The sequence below is a fragment of the Kolteria novifilia genome (genome assembly GCA_007748055.1).
GTDB lineage: Bacteria > Planctomycetota > Planctomycetia > Kolteriales > Kolteriaceae > Kolteria > Kolteria novifilia.
On record CP036279.1, the window covers coordinates 1930029 to 1946455 of the forward strand.

General features: G+C 63.1%; 14 protein-coding genes. 7 read left to right on the forward strand and 7 right to left on the reverse strand.

Annotated features, from left to right (window positions below):
* Positions 1 to 17 precede the first annotated feature (17 nt).
* From Pan216_RS07075 to Pan216_RS07085, 3 genes are all read left to right on the forward strand, one after another.
* Positions 18 to 941 (forward strand): NAD(P)-dependent oxidoreductase, encoded by a 924-nt coding sequence (locus tag Pan216_RS07075; RefSeq protein WP_145256765.1) that lies wholly within the window; start codon positions 18 to 20, stop codon positions 939 to 941.
* A complete protein-coding gene (locus Pan216_RS07080; protein WP_145256768.1) occupies positions 941 to 1324 on the forward strand; it encodes a hypothetical protein in 384 nt (127 codons plus the stop codon). Before Pan216_RS07075 ends, Pan216_RS07080 begins: the two co-directional genes overlap by 1 nt.
* A 157-nt stretch (positions 1325 to 1481) precedes the next feature.
* A complete protein-coding gene (locus Pan216_RS07085; RefSeq protein ID WP_419193358.1) occupies positions 1482 to 2054 on the forward strand; it encodes an EF-hand domain-containing protein in 573 nt (190 codons plus the stop codon).
* A 435-nt stretch (positions 2055 to 2489) separates the two neighbouring features.
* On the opposite strand, the gene Pan216_RS07090 is transcribed toward Pan216_RS07085, so the two are convergent.
* Complete coding sequence (locus tag Pan216_RS07090; RefSeq protein WP_145256773.1) at positions 2490 to 3923, reverse strand: extracellular solute-binding protein; 1434 nt, start codon at positions 3921 to 3923, stop codon at positions 2490 to 2492.
* Positions 3920 to 4432, reverse strand: a complete 513-nt coding sequence (locus Pan216_RS07095; RefSeq protein ID WP_419193359.1) for an MOSC domain-containing protein — start codon at positions 4430 to 4432, stop codon at positions 3920 to 3922. The genes Pan216_RS07090 and Pan216_RS07095 overlap by 4 nt, the downstream gene beginning before the upstream one ends.
* Before the next feature lie 237 nt (positions 4433 to 4669).
* Here Pan216_RS07095 and amaB point away from each other — a divergent pair, with 237 nt between their 5' ends.
* Positions 4670 to 6187 carry an L-piperidine-6-carboxylate dehydrogenase gene (amaB, locus tag Pan216_RS07100; protein WP_145256775.1) on the forward strand — a complete coding sequence of 506 codons (1518 nt, stop codon included), beginning with the start codon at positions 4670 to 4672 and terminating at the stop codon, positions 6185 to 6187.
* Between the two features lie 79 nt (positions 6188 to 6266).
* Here amaB and Pan216_RS07105 read toward each other — a convergent pair whose 3' ends face one another.
* Together Pan216_RS07105 and Pan216_RS07110 are read right to left on the reverse strand one after the other, a co-directional pair.
* Positions 6267 to 10550: a hypothetical protein gene (locus Pan216_RS07105; RefSeq protein WP_145256778.1), complete on the reverse strand. Its 4284-nt coding sequence runs from the start codon at positions 10548 to 10550 to the stop codon at positions 6267 to 6269.
* Between the two features lie 36 nt (positions 10551 to 10586).
* On the reverse strand, positions 10587 to 11009 hold the full coding sequence (locus Pan216_RS07110; RefSeq protein WP_145256781.1) for a nucleotide pyrophosphohydrolase: 423 nt from the start codon (positions 11007 to 11009) through the stop codon (positions 10587 to 10589).
* A gap of 175 nt (positions 11010 to 11184) precedes the next feature.
* Here Pan216_RS07110 and Pan216_RS07115 point away from each other — a divergent pair, with 175 nt between their 5' ends.
* Both Pan216_RS07115 and Pan216_RS07120 read left to right on the forward strand, forming a co-directional pair.
* Positions 11185 to 11775 (forward strand): isochorismatase family protein, encoded by a 591-nt coding sequence (locus Pan216_RS07115; protein WP_419193360.1) that lies wholly within the window; start codon positions 11185 to 11187, stop codon positions 11773 to 11775.
* Positions 11776 to 11829: 54 nt separating this feature from the next.
* Positions 11830 to 13230, forward strand: a complete 1401-nt coding sequence (locus Pan216_RS07120; RefSeq protein WP_145256787.1) for a nicotinate phosphoribosyltransferase — start codon at positions 11830 to 11832, stop codon at positions 13228 to 13230.
* A gap of 191 nt (positions 13231 to 13421) precedes the next feature.
* Here the strand turns inward: Pan216_RS07120 and Pan216_RS07125 are convergent, their stop codons facing one another.
* Positions 13422 to 13730: a P-II family nitrogen regulator gene (locus tag Pan216_RS07125; protein ID WP_145256790.1), complete on the reverse strand. Its 309-nt coding sequence runs from the start codon at positions 13728 to 13730 to the stop codon at positions 13422 to 13424.
* A gap of 28 nt (positions 13731 to 13758) precedes the next feature.
* Positions 13759 to 14625: a rhomboid family intramembrane serine protease gene (locus Pan216_RS07130; RefSeq protein ID WP_419193361.1), complete on the reverse strand. Its 867-nt coding sequence runs from the start codon at positions 14623 to 14625 to the stop codon at positions 13759 to 13761.
* 272 nt (positions 14626 to 14897) lie between these two features.
* Here Pan216_RS07130 and Pan216_RS07135 point away from each other — a divergent pair, with 272 nt between their 5' ends.
* Positions 14898 to 15164: a hypothetical protein gene (locus Pan216_RS07135; RefSeq protein ID WP_145256795.1), complete on the forward strand. Its 267-nt coding sequence runs from the start codon at positions 14898 to 14900 to the stop codon at positions 15162 to 15164.
* Positions 15165 to 15188: 24 nt separating this feature from the next.
* On the opposite strand, the gene Pan216_RS07140 is transcribed toward Pan216_RS07135, so the two are convergent.
* Positions 15189 to 16331, reverse strand: a complete 1143-nt coding sequence (locus Pan216_RS07140; RefSeq protein WP_145256798.1) for an ATP-grasp domain-containing protein — start codon at positions 16329 to 16331, stop codon at positions 15189 to 15191.
* Positions 16332 to 16427 lie beyond the last annotated feature (96 nt).

Genomic DNA, 16427 nt, shown 5'->3' on the forward strand with positions numbered 1-16427 from the left:
AAAAGGGGAATCGAGCGATGGCGCTGGCGACGTGCACACCGGGAAAGACGCGCATTGGTTGGATTGGGACCGGCGTGATGGGCCAATCGATGTGTGGCCACCTGGTTGACAAGGGGTTTGAGGCGACGATCACGACGCGCTCGAAGTCGAAAGCGGAAGGTCTCCTGGCGAAGGGGGCGACGTGGGCCGAGACGCCCAAGCAGGTGGCCGAGAACGCCGACGTCATCTTCGCGATCGTCGGATTTCCCAAGGACGTGCGCGAAGTCTTCCTCGGGGAGCAGGGCGCGCTGGCCGGTTCCAAAGCCGACAACATCCTGGTCGACATGACGACGAGTCAGCCGTCGCTCGCCGAAGAGATCGCCGAGGCGGCCAAGGCCAAAGGTGTCTTCAGCGTCGACGCGCCGGTCTCCGGAGGCGACGTCGGCGCGAAGAACGCGGCCCTTTCGATCATGGTCGGCGGGGAAGAGGAAGCGGTCGCGGCGGTCATGCCCTGCTTCGAGGCGATGGGCAAGACGATCAAGCACCAAGGGGGCCCCGGGGCCGGCCAGCACACCAAGATGGTCAATCAAATGCTGATTGCCCCGATGATGATCGGCGTCTGCGAAGCCCTGATGTATGCTTACAAGTCGGGGCTGGATCCGATGAAGGTGCTCGAATCGGTCGGCAGCGGAGCCGCGGGCTCCTGGTCGATCAACAACTTGGGTCCCCGGATCATCAAGGGGGACTTCGAGCCTGGGTTCTACGTCGAACACTTCATCAAGGACATGGGCATCGCGCTGGCCGAGGCCGAGATGATGGGGCTCTCGCTTCCGGGGCTCGCGCTCGCCAAACAGCTCTACGAGGCCGTCAAGGCACAAGGGTTCGGCCGTAAGGGAACCCAAGCGTTGATGCTTGCCCTGGAACAGATGTCCGGCATCAAACGGGAAGGACTGACCGACTGATGGATGACCCGATGATTGAAACGCCCGACGGCCTGGCGAAGACCCAGGCCAGCGGGGTGGTCGGCGCGTTCATGCGTTTCGTTTGCCAAGCTCTCGGGCTGTTGCTCATCATCATCGGGACCTTCTTCGCGATCCAGGTCTTCACGAGCGTCTATGGTCTCGTCAACAAGCCCGAGGGGATGGCGGGCGCGGTCGACCAGACGGCCGAACTCATCGAGAGCGAGAAACTCTCGGTGAAAATCGGCGCCGACCGCGTCGAGGCCGGACGTCTGGCCGCGACGATGGTCCTCTTCGTCTGGTACATGCTCTGCGCGTACATCCCGCTCGCGATCATCGCGGTGGGTGGGCGTCTGGTCTGGGCGATGCGCAAACCGAGGGAGTAGTCCGTCCTTGGGCTGAGAACCAACCCCCGCGTCGCTGTCTTCGCGAAACAAACCGCGGAACCAACCCGCTCCTTCGGTGTTTCATTCGATGGGGTTGAAGATCGTGTCGTGGATTGGCTCTGGTGCCACGCGACGAAACGAACAGAAGGGGACTCGGATGAAGAGCGTGGCGTTAGCGACGGTGGCTTCGTTGGTGGTGGTCGGAAGTGCTTGGGCCGGACCTGGTCAAGCCAAGGGCAAGGGAGCGGGCAAGGCGGCCGATCGCGAGGAGTCGCGTCAGCAATCGGCGCTGCAGGCATTCAAGACCGCCGATGCCGACAACAACGGCTTCCTCTCCGAGTCCGAGTTTCCCAACGCGATGCGGGCCTTGCGCGAAGCCCGGAGCAGTCGCCAGGGGCAGCGTGGCCAGCGAGATGGAGCATCCGAGAAGGGACAGGGCAAAGGGGCCGGCAAGGCGCAAGGCAAAGGCGCCGGGAAGGGGCAAGGCAAAGGAGCGGGCAAGAGCCAGCGTCGTGGTGCCGGCAAGGCCTCTCAGAAGGGGGCCGGCGGGCGAGGCAATCGCCCCAACCCCGATGCTGACAACGATGGGCAAGTGAGCAAGGACGAGTTCATGCAGTTCGTCGACTCGATGCGCGAGCGGTTCCGCAATCGCGAGGATGCTCAACGTCCTCGCGGCGCCGGCGGCCAGGGTCGAGGCGCGTCGAAGAAGGGCAAGTCGGCCGACAACTGATCGTGCGACGGTCGGGGGTTGCTGGCTGACGAGCGGCCAGTGGTCCATTTAGGCCTAAGTGTCAAGCTCTAAGCTTCCCCTCTCCCTGCGGGAGAGTGAGCCTCTTGTTCCCCTCTCCCTGTGGGAGAGTGAGCCTCTTGTTCCCCTCTCCCTGTGGGAGAGTGAGCCTCTTGTTCCCCTCTCCCTGTGGGAGAGTGAGCCTCTTGTTCCCCTCTCCCTGTGGGAGAGTGAGCCTCTTGTTCCCCTCTCCCTGTGGGAGAGGGGTTAGGGGTGAGGGGGTTCGTCTTCACGAATCACCCTTGATTTTCCGAGCCGGACTCTCCCTCACCGGGTGCCACTGGTTGCTTGTCAGCCAGTGCCAATGGAACAGGATTGCACGAACACCAACGTTGGAACCACCCCCAGTTCGGACGGCATCGACGCTCGCTGCGTGCCTCACTCCTTGGTGATCAGCGGAGGGAGACCGAGACTGGCTCGGTATTCCGCCAAGAACTCGCTCAAACCAGGTTTCAACAGTTCCGTCCAGGCGCTCTCGGCTTTCGCGAGGGCCTTCTCGGGCGACGACTTTCCCGCGAGAGCCTCTTGAAGAGCCTGCCCGAGGGCGGACTGCAACTCGGCGGAGCGAGTCGTTCGCAAGTCGGCGACCCAGTTGTCCGCCGAGAAACCGCTGCGAATCAACTCGAACAGTTCCCCCACCGTCCGGTTGGAGAGGCCAAATCCCCGAAATCGGCCGGGCTCGGTCAAGAGCGTCGGCTCCATCGGAAGAATGCCTCGGCGACTCGCCTGCACTAGATACGCACTCTCCTTGGGATCGGTGAGAAACCCGAGCAGTCGATCGTTGGCATCACTCGGTTGGTCGGCTCGCTGCGCGAGGTACCATCCTGTCGTGGCGAAGTGGACCGGCCGATTGACCTTCTCGCCCGGGAGTGCTTGGCCCGTGTCGATCGCGTAGACGGTGCGAGAGCCGGGAAGAGAGGCCACCGCGATCGAGGCATCCCACTGCTCCGAGCGGGGTTTTCCGTCGGCGATCGTTGGTGGCAGCGTCGACAACAGCATCGCGGCCTGGCCGTCGCGGAAGAGTTCACGTGCGCGCGTGTCCGAGATCTCCGTACCGTCGGCGGCGGGCGAGTAGCTCTTCGCGGCGATCCATTCGGAGAGGGCTCGTACGAAGCCAGGCGTCGTCAATCGCGGCGCCCCCGTTTCGGAGTCGACGATGAAACTGCTCCACTTCTCCGCCTTGGCGTACGCGGCCGCTCGAGCGAGGTAGTTGCGATTTGCCTCGAGGGAGCCATCCATCGCCTCGACGCAGCCGTACGCGACTTCGGGACGGTTCTTGAAGAACGTCGCCAGCGTGAGGAAATCCCCCCAGGTCTCCGGTGGCGCGAGGCTCTTGCCGGTCTGTTCCCTGAAGGTCGCCTCAAGATCCTCGTTCTCGAAGAGATCGCGACGATACCAGAGCAAGAGACGATCGGTCGCGAGTGGCACGGCGACCGCCTTGTCGCGGAAGCGGTCGAAGACGAGCCGGTACTTCGCGGGGAACTGGGTCGCTTTGGCCAACTTCTCGGGAATGGTGATGTTCGGGGTGGTTGGCAGTTCGGTTCCACCCAGCACGATCAGTTCGCTCGGTGATTCCCGGTCGGATGTGAAGCGGACTTCGGATCCCGTTTGCGCTTCCCACTCCGAGAGACGTAGTTGCAGCGCGCCGCTTAGCGGCGAATCCTCGGCGAGAGTGACGGTGAAGACCTGTCCCTTCAAGTCTTCCAGCGATTGCTCGGCCGGTGGCGCCGACTGGTCGCAACCTCCGAGGGCCAACATGGTGGTCGCCGTCAGCATGAGGATGCCAACGGGGTGAGCGAACTTGCTGCTCATGCATCGATCTCCAGCGATTGTTCCGGACGGACCGCATCTCCAACCCGAATCGGGCCACCCTCGAGGACGACCGCGGTGATTCCGCCGTGTCCACGGGTCGCCTGATACCCCCCTTTGCCGAGGGTCTCCTCCATTCGCGAGCAGGGAGCGCAAAGGCCGGTACCTTCGAGAAGGGTCTCGCCGATACGAAACCGCAGTGACTTCAACGACAGTAGATTGATTCCCGACACGACGATGTTGCGGCGAAGCTGTTCCGGGGAAACGTCGGGCTGTCCGATCAGGGAAGCGATCGCGGCGAGGTGTTCGTGCTGAATGAGCGTCACTTGGCGTTTGGAGCGGCCACTGGTGGCGTGATGATCGCCTTGGATGCCGGTTCCTTCCTCGAGCAGGACGTCCGCGCACGACTCGATCGTCGCCCGTCGCGTCGCGCTGCGACCGATCCACTCGACGCGTCCCGGCTGGGAGAATCGCGTCATCAGTTGCCGAATGTTGCTTGCCGGTTCACTCATGGATTCCAGGTTCACTTGATCGTTGAGGCCCGCGTCCCAAGCCCGTCTCTCACGTTGCCAGGACGACGGCGCCGTCGTGTTCGTACCCATTCCCACGTGATGGGCCCCCCCGTGGAGAGGTATAATACATCAGCGTGTGGGCGTCGGTCACTTCTGGACGCCGATCTTCCCTTCTTTGTGCCGTTCATTCGAGAGAATCAACGACAGGTACGCTTCTTCACCACACGGGAGCGATCCATGCTGGATAGATTGCTTTCCACTCTCGGACTCGTTCCAGAATCCCTTTATTCCAGGGGCGCCCCGGCTCACGGTCACGAGTTCCCGTCGATCAATCCGACGACCGGCGAAGAACTGGCGACCGTCCGTCTTCACACCCGTGAGGACTATGGTCATCTCGTCGACCGCGCCCAGGAAGGATTCCGCGCTTGGCGTCGTCTCCCCGCACCAGTACGAGGGGAAGTGGTCCGAAAGTTCGGAATGTCCCTTCGAGCGATGAAAGTTCCTTTGGCCAAGCTGCTGACCCTCGAGATGGGCAAGCCGATCTCCGAGTCCGAGGGCGAGGTCCAAGAGATGATCGACATGTGCGACTTCGCTGTCGGCCTGTCGCGGCAACTCCACGGACTGACGATCGCCAGCGAGCGTCCGCTTCATCGACTGATGGAGCAGTGGCACCCGCTTGGTCCGATCGGGATCATCACGGCGTTCAATTTTCCGGTCGCGGTTTGGGCCTGGAATGCGGCGCTGGCCGCGGTCTGTGGCGACACGATGATCTGGAAACCGTCTCCCGAAACACCGCTCACGTCCCTCGCGGTCGCCCGGCTGGTCGATCAGATCTGCGTCGACGCGGGGATTGAGAACGTCTTTCTGCTCTGTCTCGGGGATGCCGAGGAGATTGGGGAGACGATGATCGCCGACCGGCGGCTGCCCTTGATTTCCGCGACCGGCAGCACGCGCATGGGGGCTCGCGTGGGCGAGGTCGTCGCGCGACGTCTCGGCCGTTCTCTCTTGGAACTGGGAGGCAACAACGCCGCGATCGTCGCCCCCTCGGCCGATTTGGAGTTGGCGTTGCGAGCGATTCTCTTCGCCGCGGTCGGGACGGCGGGGCAGCGGTGCACGACGCTTCGTCGACTTCTCGTACACGAGTCGCTTCTCGACGCGTTCCTCCCGAGGCTTGTCGCCGCTTATCGCTCGATCCCGATTGGCGATCCGATGCAACCGGGTCACTTGATGGGCCCGCTCGTCAACGAAGCCGCTTGCGAGGCGATGGCGAACTCGCTCATGCATGTGCGGGAACAGGGGGGAGAGGTGCTCGTCGGCGGCGGACGCCGCGAGGGGGGCGGTTTTTTCGTCGAGCCCGCCATTGTTCGCGTGCCCAACAACCTCCCGGTCGTCCGGCACGAGACCTTCGCGCCCATCCTCTACGTGATGAGCTACCGGTCGCTCGACGAGGCGATCGCGCTGCAAAACGGCGTCTCCCAAGGGCTCTCGTCGTCGATTTTCACCCGAGACGTGATCGAATCGGAGGCTTTCCTCTCCGCGGTGGGCAGTGACTGCGGGATCGCCAATGTCAACATCGGCACCTCCGGGGCGGAGATCGGTGGCGCGTTTGGAGGGGAAAAGGAGACCGGCGGCGGCCGCGAGGCCGGCTCGGATGCCTGGAAAGCCTACATGCGGCGGCAGACGTGCACGATCAACTACGGCAGCGAACTACCGCTCGCCCAAGGGGTCGAGTTCCACCTTCCGGAATCGACGTAGCGCGGCGTGGGTCGATCTATCGCGGGGGTTGCGTCCAGCCGCCAGTGTCGCCCGCATGACGTAAGAGCGTGGCCGACCGCTACGCGGCTCCCTCGGCTTGCTCGGCGACATCGGAAGACTCGAACGGCATCGGCTCGATCTGGTCGTAATCGCCGAGCTTCCAAACCATCTCGCAATAGCGATGAACGTCGAGCATCGTTAGGGTCTGGATGGCGCGCAGTCCGATGAGCTGGTCGCTCCAGAGGTCGGTCCTCCGGATGATCGACGCCAGTCGCGAGCGCAAGACCTCGACGGGATCATCACCTCCCTGATCGAGCGCGATCTTGACCCAACCCTTCACCTCCGAGCGGTGCTTCTTCAGGCAGCGTTTCACCCGTTTGCGGAACGCTTCGTCGCCTTTGGGGAAGCATGCCAGTTCGAAGAGCCCGTCCAGCTTGCGCGACCGTTTCGGCGGGAGGTACCAGCCGTTGCGCTTGCCGGCGACGCGATCGGGGAGACGCCACGGCAACCGGTCGCCGTCGTTGGTCGGATCGGAGAGTTCGACCATGATCCGTCGCAAGCCGTCGATCGCGCTGGCCAGCGAGTAGATATCGTCGAAGTCGATCACAAAGGCGGTCACGACCGCGCGGGTCACCTCGGCGCTGCGATCGACGAGATGGGGAGCATGTCGCTGGAGATAGGTCGGCAACTGGTCATGATTGCAGCCATACTCGCGAAGCCAGTCGTGAATCCAGCGTAAACGTCGTTGATGCTCGCGCCGTAGTCGTTCAGCCACGAGGCGGTCGCGCCGGCTCGCTTCGATGAAGTCGAGATCCTTGTCGAGCGTCGACTCCATCTCCCGTTCGATCGGGACATCGGGCAAGTCGAGGCCGACATACTCGATGTCGAACCGCGAGCGAAGCCAAAGCGACTCCATGAAGACCGGTTTGCGCATGCGATGAATCTTGCGTTTGGCGACCCCGAAGCTGTCGACGCGCTTGATCGTTCGGCCGTCCAGACGTGGGTCGAGCGTGTCGACGATGACGCGCGTGAGCCGTCTTAGCAGGTAGACCAGCAGTTGCATCGTCCGCCACCAAACCCGTAGGGGCAGCACGATGACGTTGCCGCCGGAGAAGTAAGTCTCGTAGAGCTGGTAGAGGTTGAACGTCCGATCCGCGATCGGGGCTTCGTGCAGCGGGGCGGAGCGGAACGCTTGGCGGACGTTCTCCCTTCGGTCTCGTTTGAGCAGGTAGGCGACGTGATCGCCGTACTTTTCGCGAATCTGCTCGTCACGAGCCGGGTTCTCGGTGAGGAAGTCCAACGCGGTGAAGTCGAGGGTCTCGAACATTTCGTTGGCGCGTTCGTGGCGACGGAGCCGTTCCTCCTCATCGGCTTCGTTCTGAACCGAGAGCGGTTCGGGAAGCGTGACCGCTTGCGGATCGACCTCGAGTCGCTTGGCGAGCCAGCGGCGGTACTTGCGCCGGACGCGCGGCGCGGCGCATTGCAGTCGGTCGAGCGGAAGCGCCTGGCGGTTGTAGTCGACGAGCAGCTTCGCGGTGTGTTGGGCGATCATCCGCGTGATGTAGTTAAACCAAAGATAGGGCCCGCCGAAGAGACTTCCCGCTCGCCCCAAGTCGAGAGCCAACAGGCGCCGTTCGTCACGCTCGGAGCGGGCGGAGTCGCTGAGCCGGAAATTCCAAAGCGCGAGATTCCCCAAGAGCTGCGTGGTCGTCTTGGTGTCGTTGCGGTGAAAGAGCGAGCCGTCGAGGTAGTCCTCGTACAGAAATTCGACTTGCGAGACGAAGAGGCTCTCGCTCGGTTTGAGAACGCTGGTGTCCTCGGTCGCCAGTAGCGGAGCGTTCTCCCCAGGGAGATCGTCACAGGTGCGAAGCGCGATCTCCGGCCGGATCACTCGGCTACGCAGGATCGCGAAGTCCTCGTCGCGGTGACGGGCCTTGACCTGCTTGGTGTGGGAGGCGAACTGAGCCTCGACGACGCGCTCGCAAAAGTCGCTCGCTTGGTTGGCGATCTGTTGCAGCCAGACTCCCACCCGCCACAGGACGAAGCAAACCACGCCGAGCACGATCACCGGCACGCCGAGAAGTCGCTCGAGCTTTTCGACCAGTGACATGACGACGCTGGGAACCGGAACGATGCGGATGACGACGTAAAAGAGAAAGAGAGCGGCGCCGAGAATGAGCAATCGTTTGGCCGGCCGATTGGTCGCTTTCGTGATCGCCGTCCCCAGGCGATCGATGAAGATCGGGCCGGTGATCGTTCCCTGCAAGTCGGCGAAGTAGTAGCAGACGTCCAGCATGCCGCGGAGCCCGTGGCCGAGCATGTTCGAGGCGAGGGCGGCGACCTCACTGGCGCCCTGTTGACGATTGGCGACCAACTCGCGGACGAACGGAATGCGACGGATCAGCGGGACGTCGAGCATCTTCACGTAGCGGCTGATCGATTCGGCGAAGGGCGACCCCATCCGCTCGACAAGCTCCTCGGGCGTCATCTCGATCAGGCGATCGATAACCGCCTCGGCCCGAATGCCTTGACCGCCGGGGGGCTCGGGAGTCCCTTCGGCGACGCGCGGCGGAGGAAGCATCGCCACCCGCGTCCGCAACCAGTTCATCCGATCGTCGAGCAACGTGAGCTGGTCCTCGAGTTCGAGTTCGTCATAGACCGACGTCGCTTGTTGTTGGTAATAGTCCCGGATCCGTTGCAGTCGCCAGCGATAGGGGCAGGGCTCCTCGTGCGTGAGGTTCGGCTCGAAGAGGATGATGTTTCGGTTGAGCAGCCACGCGTGCCGACGCACCAACTGATCGGCGGCGCGCAGGGTGAAGGCGACAAGACGGAAGAACCTCACGACCGGCAGCGCCACGCGGACATAACGCGCCACTTGCGACAGACGCGCGAACCGGGCCAGCCGAATCAACTGCACCGCCTCCAGCGACGAGTTGCCGATGATCGTCACGGAGTGAAAGAGAAAGCCGAACGGGATGGCGGCAAAGAAGTCGACCAGACAGTGCCGCATGAAGTAGAGCCCGCGCCGCTCCGCCAAGGAGAGCTTCAGGAAGAACTCGCTGAGAAAGATCGAACAGATCACCAGGTCCGCGCCGGCGAAGAAGAGGATCTGCGTGTGACTCAGTCCGATGGTGCTCTCGAGAATCATCTCCAGCGAGATGACCACCGCCATCACCAAGATCAGGACGAGGATGGTGTTCTCGAGAAAGCTCGCCGCCCGGCGACCGATCAGTTGTTCGAGCCGCAGCGAGACCCGCTTCTCCTGGCATTCGTTGCGATTGAGCCGGCGCAGCCGGTTCATGCGTCGCCGGCAGTTGCCGACCCGCTCGTCCGACTCGACTTGCTTGTCGGTCCCTTTCTCGAGGCGATCGGCCGTCGAGGCGAGAACCTCGAGATCGTCCTGGGCCATCTCGAGGACGCGCACGGCGGACGGTAGATCCCGTTCCTCCAGCGACGCGGTGATCTCGTTCGATTCGCCCTGGGCGGTGATGATGACCTCTTCCCAACTGTCGCGACGCAGGCGCGGGTCGAGGTCGAGCAGGGCCTCCTCCGCCGAACTGGCGAGTCGATGGCGGTAGGTCGAGAGCTCATGAGCCCAGCGCAGCGGTTCGTCCCAGTCCTCGGGAGTGGCCCACTGATCGGGATCGTGGGCGTCGTCGGCTTCGTCGAGCGATTGGGTGAGACTGGCGATGTCCGATTGAAGTCGCGAGAGTTGAAAACGCCGCTGCCAACGTTCGGCGGGCGTTCCCTCCTCGACCGAGAGCGAGGTCTCCTCGTGAAGCCGGCGCACGAGCAAGGCGCGCTGGAGCTGTTGGTGGCCAACGTGGAGTTGCCCGATCTTGCGTCCATCGCGACCGGAATTGGAGCTGGGAAGTTCGAGCAGGCGACGCTGAACGCGATCGAGCTCGACGCGCGCGATCTTGTCGGGTTCGGCCCGTTCCTCCTCGTCGAGGCACGCCACCACCCCGCCGATCCAATGCAGTTCGCGGCGGAACTCGTCGAAGAGGACGGCGCGCTCGAGCGGGGTGAGATCGGAGCGCCCGATGAGCTCGCCGAGGTACTCCTCGTCCTTGGCCAGTCGGTCGTTGACGAATCCGATCAGCTCGCGATGGTCGGACTCGGTCGGCTCGTGTTCGGAGAGATGGACGAAGACGGCGTCCTCGAGACCGGCGAGCGCCCGGTCGAAGATCTCACGCTCGGCGTCGGGGAGATCGATCCCGATGCCGTCGCGTTTCAGTTGACTCCCCTCGGTGATCGCGCGCGCTAGCGCGATCAGCGAAGTGGCGTCGTGATCGATCGCCAGCGCCAGCACGCGGTCGACCCACGCGGTCCGATGGGCGGCCATGCCGTCGGGACGTTCCATATCCTGGTTCCGTGGAGTTCGTGGCGACGGGACGACTTACGATCCAGCGTCGTCGCGCCGCGGATCCTTCTCTAGTTCGCCGCGATAGTACGTATATTTGTCGGAGCGGCCTCGCACGAGATCGGCCGGATACTTCTCCGCGGCCAGCACGAGTTTCTCGCGCAGGGACCGACTCAGGTCGACGTCGCAAACGTCTCCCAAACGCAAGAGGAGCCAAAGACAGTCGGCCAGCTCGTGGGCGAGTTCCGTATGGACGCTCTCCTTGGCCAGTTCCTTGGCGATCCGCTCGTTGTCCCGATAGCGGAAGTGCTCCAACAGTTCGCCCACCTCGATCGCCAGCGCGAGGCCGAGATCCTTCGGGTGATGGAATTGCTCCCAATCGCGCTCTTGGCTAAAGTCGCGCACCCACTGTTTGAGTTGGGCGATGGTCGCGGTGGTGTCACTGGCCGTCGAGGTCATCGTCCACTCCCGGTTGATCGTTGGGCTCGCTCGCGAGGCTGTCGTCTCGCCGAGCTGCCGTGAGCTTCGGTCATTGCTTGCTTGGCGCGAACAGGAAAAGGGCGGGGCGCCTCCGTTTAATATATCGGGAATCGAGCACCGACCATCGCCCGGTCCCCGATCCGAAGAGGTGGGCATGATCCGAAACGTCGTCTTTACCCGTGACTGGCACCCGGCGAATCACTGCTCCTTTCGCGAGCAGGGGGGCCCCTGGCCCGTCCACTGCGTCGCGGAGACACCCGGAGCCGCGTTCCACTCCGAGGTTCCCCTTCCTCCCGACACGGTCGTGGCGAGCAAGGGGATTCGGGTAGACCAGGACAACTACAGCGCCTTCCCCGAGGACGACCTTGCCGAGCATCTGCGGCGGAGCGACATCGAACGCGTTCTCGTCTGCGGACTGACGACCGAGTACTGCGTGCGGGAGACCGCCATCGATGCCTGCCGCGAGGGCTTCGACACCTGGGTTCTCGTGGACGCGATCGGATCGGTCAACGTCAATCCGGGGGACAAGGATCGGGCGCTGATCGCGATGCGCGAAGCGGGGGCGACGTTGGCCGAGTGTGGCCGCGTCGTCTCGACGTTGACGTTGCATCCTCATCCGACGGCCCTGATCGTCGTCGACTTGCAGAATGACTTTTTCCCCGGGGGGCGACTCGGCGTCGATGATGCGCCGAACGTCGTCGGTCCCATCAAGTGGCTCATGCATCATCTGAAGATCATCGGGTAGGCCGCGAGCGAGAAACTCGGTGGGCCAACCCGTCACCTGCCGAAAGGAGGGACCATGGATCCGGAACTGGCGGACGCCGCGCTTCGAACCGATGTCTACGAATTGACGATGATGCAAGGATTCTGGGCGTCGGGACGGTCCTCGGATGCCGCCAGTTATGAGCTCTTCTTTCGCCGCACACCGGAACATGGAGGCTACGCGGTCGCGGCGGGCATCGACGATGTGGTGACGATGCTGACGTCGATGTCCTTCAGCGGTGAACACATCGAGTACCTGCGGTCGATCCGACTCTTTCGCGAGGATTTTCTCTCTTATCTATCGAAACTTCGCTTCCAAGGAGACGTGCGCGCGGTTCCCGAGGGAACGGTCGTTTTCCCCAACCAGCCGATCCTCGAAGTGACTGGGTCGCTGCTCGAGGCCCAGTGGGTCGAGACGCTGTTACTCAACTGCGTCAACTTCCAGACACTCATCGCCACCAAGGCGAGCCGCATGGTCGAGGCCGCCAAGCCGAGCACGGTGGTTGAGTTCGGACTCCGCCGCGCCCAGGGACCCAACGGCGGACTTTGGGCCTCGAAGGCCTCCTACCTCGCCGGCTGCGTCGGCACGAGCAACGTCGAGGCGGGCTATCGCTTCGGCATCCCCGTCTTCGGAACCCATGCCCACAGTTGGATCATGAGTTTTCCCACCGAGCGCGAGGCGTTCGACGCGTACGCGAAGACCTTCCCGGATCAGTCGACCTTCCTGATCGACACCTACGACACGCTGGGGCAAGGGCTCTCCAACGCGATCGCGGTGTCGAAGGAACTTGCGAGAAAGGGGCATCAAACGCGCGGGATCCGTCTCGATAGTGGCGATTTGGCGGCCTTGTCGAAGGCCTGCCGCGCCGAACTCGACCGCGCGGGATTGAGCGATGTCAAGATCGTCGCCTCGAGCGACATCGACGAGTATTCGATCACCGAGTTCAAGCGACAGTCGGCTCCGATCGACATTTACGGCGTCGGCACTCGGCTCGCGACAGCGTATCAGGAACCGGCCTTGGGTGGGGTCTACAAAATGACCGCGCTCTATCAGGGGACCGACTGGGAGCCGAAGATGAAGATCTCCTCGACGCCGGGCAAGTCGACGCTCCCCGGGCGCAAGCAGATCTGGCGGGCTCGGCGCGAGGGACAGTTCGTGGGCGATGTGCTCGCGCTGGCCCAGGAGAACCCACCCTTCGACGTCCTTGAGGAAGAACGCAACGGTACCGAGTTCGAGCCGTTGTTGAAGGACACCATCGCGAAAGGGGAGCGCGTCGAGGAGCCGACGGCGATCGAAGCGGTGCGCGATCGCGTGGCCGATCAAGTGGCGAGTCTCCCGAAGGAGCATCGTCGCTTGGCCGATCCGACGCCCTATCGGGTCGAGCTATCGCATCGGCTCAAGGCCTACCGGGACGAGTTGTTCGAGAAGTTGGCGTAGTCCCAACCCGGCGACTCGGGCTGACCATCGATCATCAACTACGCGGGGCCGGTGGCCCATTTAGGACCGTCCCGGATCATCGCTCGCCGATGAACATCAAGTGACGTCGTGATGGCACTTGAGGGCGGCCCGAGCCGAATCGATTCCGCGGGCACGTCATGGGAGCGGCGACGACGCATCTGGGGACTGGGTCAGAAGTCGACGTCGCCGACGACGGGGAAGACGAGGATCTTGCCGTCGCCGATGCGTCCGGTGCGCGCGACCTCGACGATGCGATCGACGACTTGCTCGGCGAGATCGTCCTGGACGAAGAGCGTGATTTCGATCTTCGGGATGTGGGCGAAGTCGTATTCACTTTCGGTCAGGCGCGGAGCGGCGTCGCGCTGCTGACCGAAGCCGGCCGCTTCGCCGACGAGGACCGAGTCGACATTGAACTCGCCGATGGCCTCAAGGACGTCTTGAGCGCGAAACGGCTTGACGATCGCGATGATCTGTTTCATGGTCGGGATAACATTTCCGAGCTGTCGTCTACTTCAGTTCCTCGGCGGCGCGGTGCAGGGTCTCTCTCTCGCGCTTACTGAGGCTTCCTATGCCTTCGCGAATGATCTTCTCCAGGATGCGGTCGACTTCCTCCCGCATATGGTCACGCTGCTTTTCGCGTCTCTTCCAAGTCCCGCGGTTCCACCAGACTTGGAGCTTTTCCGGCGAGAAGCGATCGAGAAAGTAGAGCCAGTGGACGTTCTTGATCAGCAGGAACCCAAAGCCCCCACCGCCGAGATGGGCGACCTCGCCCCCGACATTCTGGCCGGTGGTGATCACGGTGTAGACCGCCATCCCGATCAGAATCCAGGCGAGGACTTTTAGCTTCATCGGGACGAAGAAGGGGAAAAGCATCATCTGGACCGTTCGGTCAGGGGCGAGTCGGGCCGCTCCGATCAGGACGCCGAAGACGCCCGCCGAGGCACCGATCATCGGGGCGGTGACCGGGGTCGGAATGATCTGCGTCAGCGTGAAGAGGACGAAGAGCAGGGCCCCGGCAATGCCACACGCGAGGTAGAAGACGAGGTAGCGCCAACTTCCCAGGTATTGCTCGATCATCTGGCCGAAGAAGTACAGCGCGATCATGTTGAAGAGAATGTGCCAGAGGTTGGCGTGGAGGAACTGATAGGTGATGAACCGCCAAACCTGTAGCTGAAAGACTGCCGTCTGCGTCGAAAAGTAGCCGATGGGCAGGAAAAGCTCTTTTCGCGTTAATTCATTGAGCAAGAACACGGCGACATTGATGATGATCAGCCACGTGGTGATCGACCACCAGCGCCACGACTGAAAGTTCTGAAGCCGGTGCATCCGCGCCTGGGCTTCGTTGCGATAGTACTCGCGATCGTAGATCCCCATCCTGTCCTCTCGATTGTCGTTTCGAACGATCGAAGGTCGCGCCCTTCGTCGGCCGGAATGCGACGCTGCCATCGCGATCACGACCTTCCCAGGGGAAGTCCGGCTCGGGGAGCCGTCGGGGCCAACGTCCCGTCGCGACCTGGAATATTGTATGTTCGCGGAAGTCGCGGGGCGGAATCATTCCGTGTCCCCGACGCGTCGAAATGGCATCATGTACGGGAAGCCCGTATTTCACAAGCGCACTCCAGCGTTCGCAGCGAGGGGGAGATCACATGAGCGACGAGGAGACATTCTCCGCGGAAGAGGCCGCGAAGCTCATCATTCATTGCCAGAACGTCGAGCAGGCACGTTATCTGATCGAGCATGCCGCGATTCTTGGCCCGATCCACGACGTCCTGACCGAGCAGGGTGCGCAAGAGCGAAGCGACAACGCCCTGATGCTCCGGTACCGGGAAGCGACCGGCAGGAAGATGTTTCTCGACGACTTTCGCCGCTACCTCGACTGGTTCCGTGAGGTCGGGCTCTGGTCGCGGAATTGAACGGGAGCATCGAACGCCGACGGCTCACGCGGGCTCGAGCCACTTGGCGATGAGATGGGACTCCTGCTCGCGGAGTCGCTCCTGGCACTCGTCGGCATCAAGGCCGTGGACGAAATGCGTGAGAACTGGACTTCCCTCGTCGTGGATTGTCCCCGGTGGCGGGATGTCCGCCCAACGTGGTGAGTCGACGTCTGGCGCCGAGTGGTAGCAGGGCGCCGACGCGCGCATTCGCGATCGCCACGGAGCGAAGAGAATCCGCTTCCCGTGGATGACGGGGTTGGTCGTTCGGGATGGCGGATCGAGTAGCTCCGAGTTCCCGAAGAGCCGTTCAAGGAGCGCGACGCCCGAAAAGGCGAGGCTCCGTTCGAGGACCTCGACCGAGGCGGTCCAGCGCGGGTTGACCTCGATTGGCCAAACCTCCTCGGCGTCCAGGACGAAGTCGAGCCCGACGATCCCGCGAAGACCGAACTCGCTCCCCAAGACGTTGCCCGCTCGCTGGAGTGTCTGGCGAGAGGCTTCGCGAAGTGGGACGGGGCCGATACTTCCTCCGTAGCGAAAGGAGCTCTCCTCCGAGCGGTGCTCGACGAGCAACTGCCGGGTGACGCCGAGGAGTTGCGTCTGGGTCGCGGAGAGTAGGAAGAGGGCCGCGTGCGGTTCGCCTTCGATGCGCTGTTGGCCGTAGGTTCCCTCGGGCAGGCTTCTGCCCCTCCAAGGAGTGATGCCCATTCCGCCGGTCCCACGGAGCGGCTTTTGCAGCCAACTGCCGTCGGTGGGCATCGTCGCGGGGTGGATGGAGATCCCAGGCATCGCGATCCCGGCTTGGGCCATGGCGCCGGTGAGGGAGAAAGGATCTCGGACCTCGCGGACCGATGCCGCGCAACTCCCCCAAAGTGTCAGGTTTTCCGAGAGTTCCTCGATGAGATCGGGCGCGTTCTCCAACCCTCCGCCGCAAATCAATGGCAACCCCGCGAGGGATCGGGTCTCCCGCCGCAGCGTCTTGGCAAGGGCGTCGCGAGGGAGGCATCTCGTGTCGGCGATTTGGGAGGTGTCCCAATCGGCGAAGAGATCGAACGCAATCGGTTCGAGTCCGCATCGCCGCGCGGACATCGCGATGCCGCGGGCGCTGGCCCCGACGATGACGATGCGCGATGTCGGCTTGATGTCCATGGGTGGTCGTGGCTCTCGAGGTCGTCTCCGCCCGGGGAACGGTCAATCCCTACAATGCCGCAACGGATTTCGGGCATTGAAGGAGAACGGAACGTC

Excerpts from the sequence above, each read along its gene's own strand:
- Pan216_RS07105 (WP_145256778.1), bottom strand. The coding sequence starts at position 10,550 with ATGGAACGTCCCGACGGCATGGCCGCCCATCGGACCGCGTGGGTCGAC.
- Pan216_RS07115 (WP_419193360.1), top strand. The coding sequence starts at position 11,185 with ATGATCCGAAACGTCGTCTTTACCCGTGACTGGCACCCGGCGAATCAC.
- Pan216_RS07135 (WP_145256795.1), top strand. The coding sequence starts at position 14,898 with ATGAGCGACGAGGAGACATTCTCCGCGGAAGAGGCCGCGAAGCTCATC.
- Pan216_RS07110 (WP_145256781.1), bottom strand. The coding sequence starts at position 11,009 with ATGACCTCGACGGCCAGTGACACCACCGCGACCATCGCCCAACTCAAA.
- Pan216_RS07090 (WP_145256773.1), bottom strand. The coding sequence starts at position 3,923 with ATGAGCAGCAAGTTCGCTCACCCCGTTGGCATCCTCATGCTGACGGCG.
- Pan216_RS07085 (WP_419193358.1), top strand. The coding sequence starts at position 1,482 with ATGAAGAGCGTGGCGTTAGCGACGGTGGCTTCGTTGGTGGTGGTCGGA.
- Pan216_RS07130 (WP_419193361.1), bottom strand. The coding sequence starts at position 14,625 with ATGGGGATCTACGATCGCGAGTACTATCGCAACGAAGCCCAGGCGCGG.
- Pan216_RS07125 (WP_145256790.1), bottom strand. The coding sequence starts at position 13,730 with ATGAAACAGATCATCGCGATCGTCAAGCCGTTTCGCGCTCAAGACGTC.
- Pan216_RS07080 (WP_145256768.1), top strand. The coding sequence starts at position 941 with ATGGATGACCCGATGATTGAAACGCCCGACGGCCTGGCGAAGACCCAG.
- amaB (WP_145256775.1), top strand. The coding sequence starts at position 4,670 with ATGCTGGATAGATTGCTTTCCACTCTCGGACTCGTTCCAGAATCCCTT.
- Pan216_RS07120 (WP_145256787.1), top strand. The coding sequence starts at position 11,830 with ATGGATCCGGAACTGGCGGACGCCGCGCTTCGAACCGATGTCTACGAA.
- Pan216_RS07140 (WP_145256798.1), bottom strand. The coding sequence starts at position 16,331 with ATGGACATCAAGCCGACATCGCGCATCGTCATCGTCGGGGCCAGCGCC.
- Pan216_RS07095 (WP_419193359.1), bottom strand. The coding sequence starts at position 4,432 with ATGAGTGAACCGGCAAGCAACATTCGGCAACTGATGACGCGATTCTCC.
- Pan216_RS07075 (WP_145256765.1), top strand. The coding sequence starts at position 18 with ATGGCGCTGGCGACGTGCACACCGGGAAAGACGCGCATTGGTTGGATT.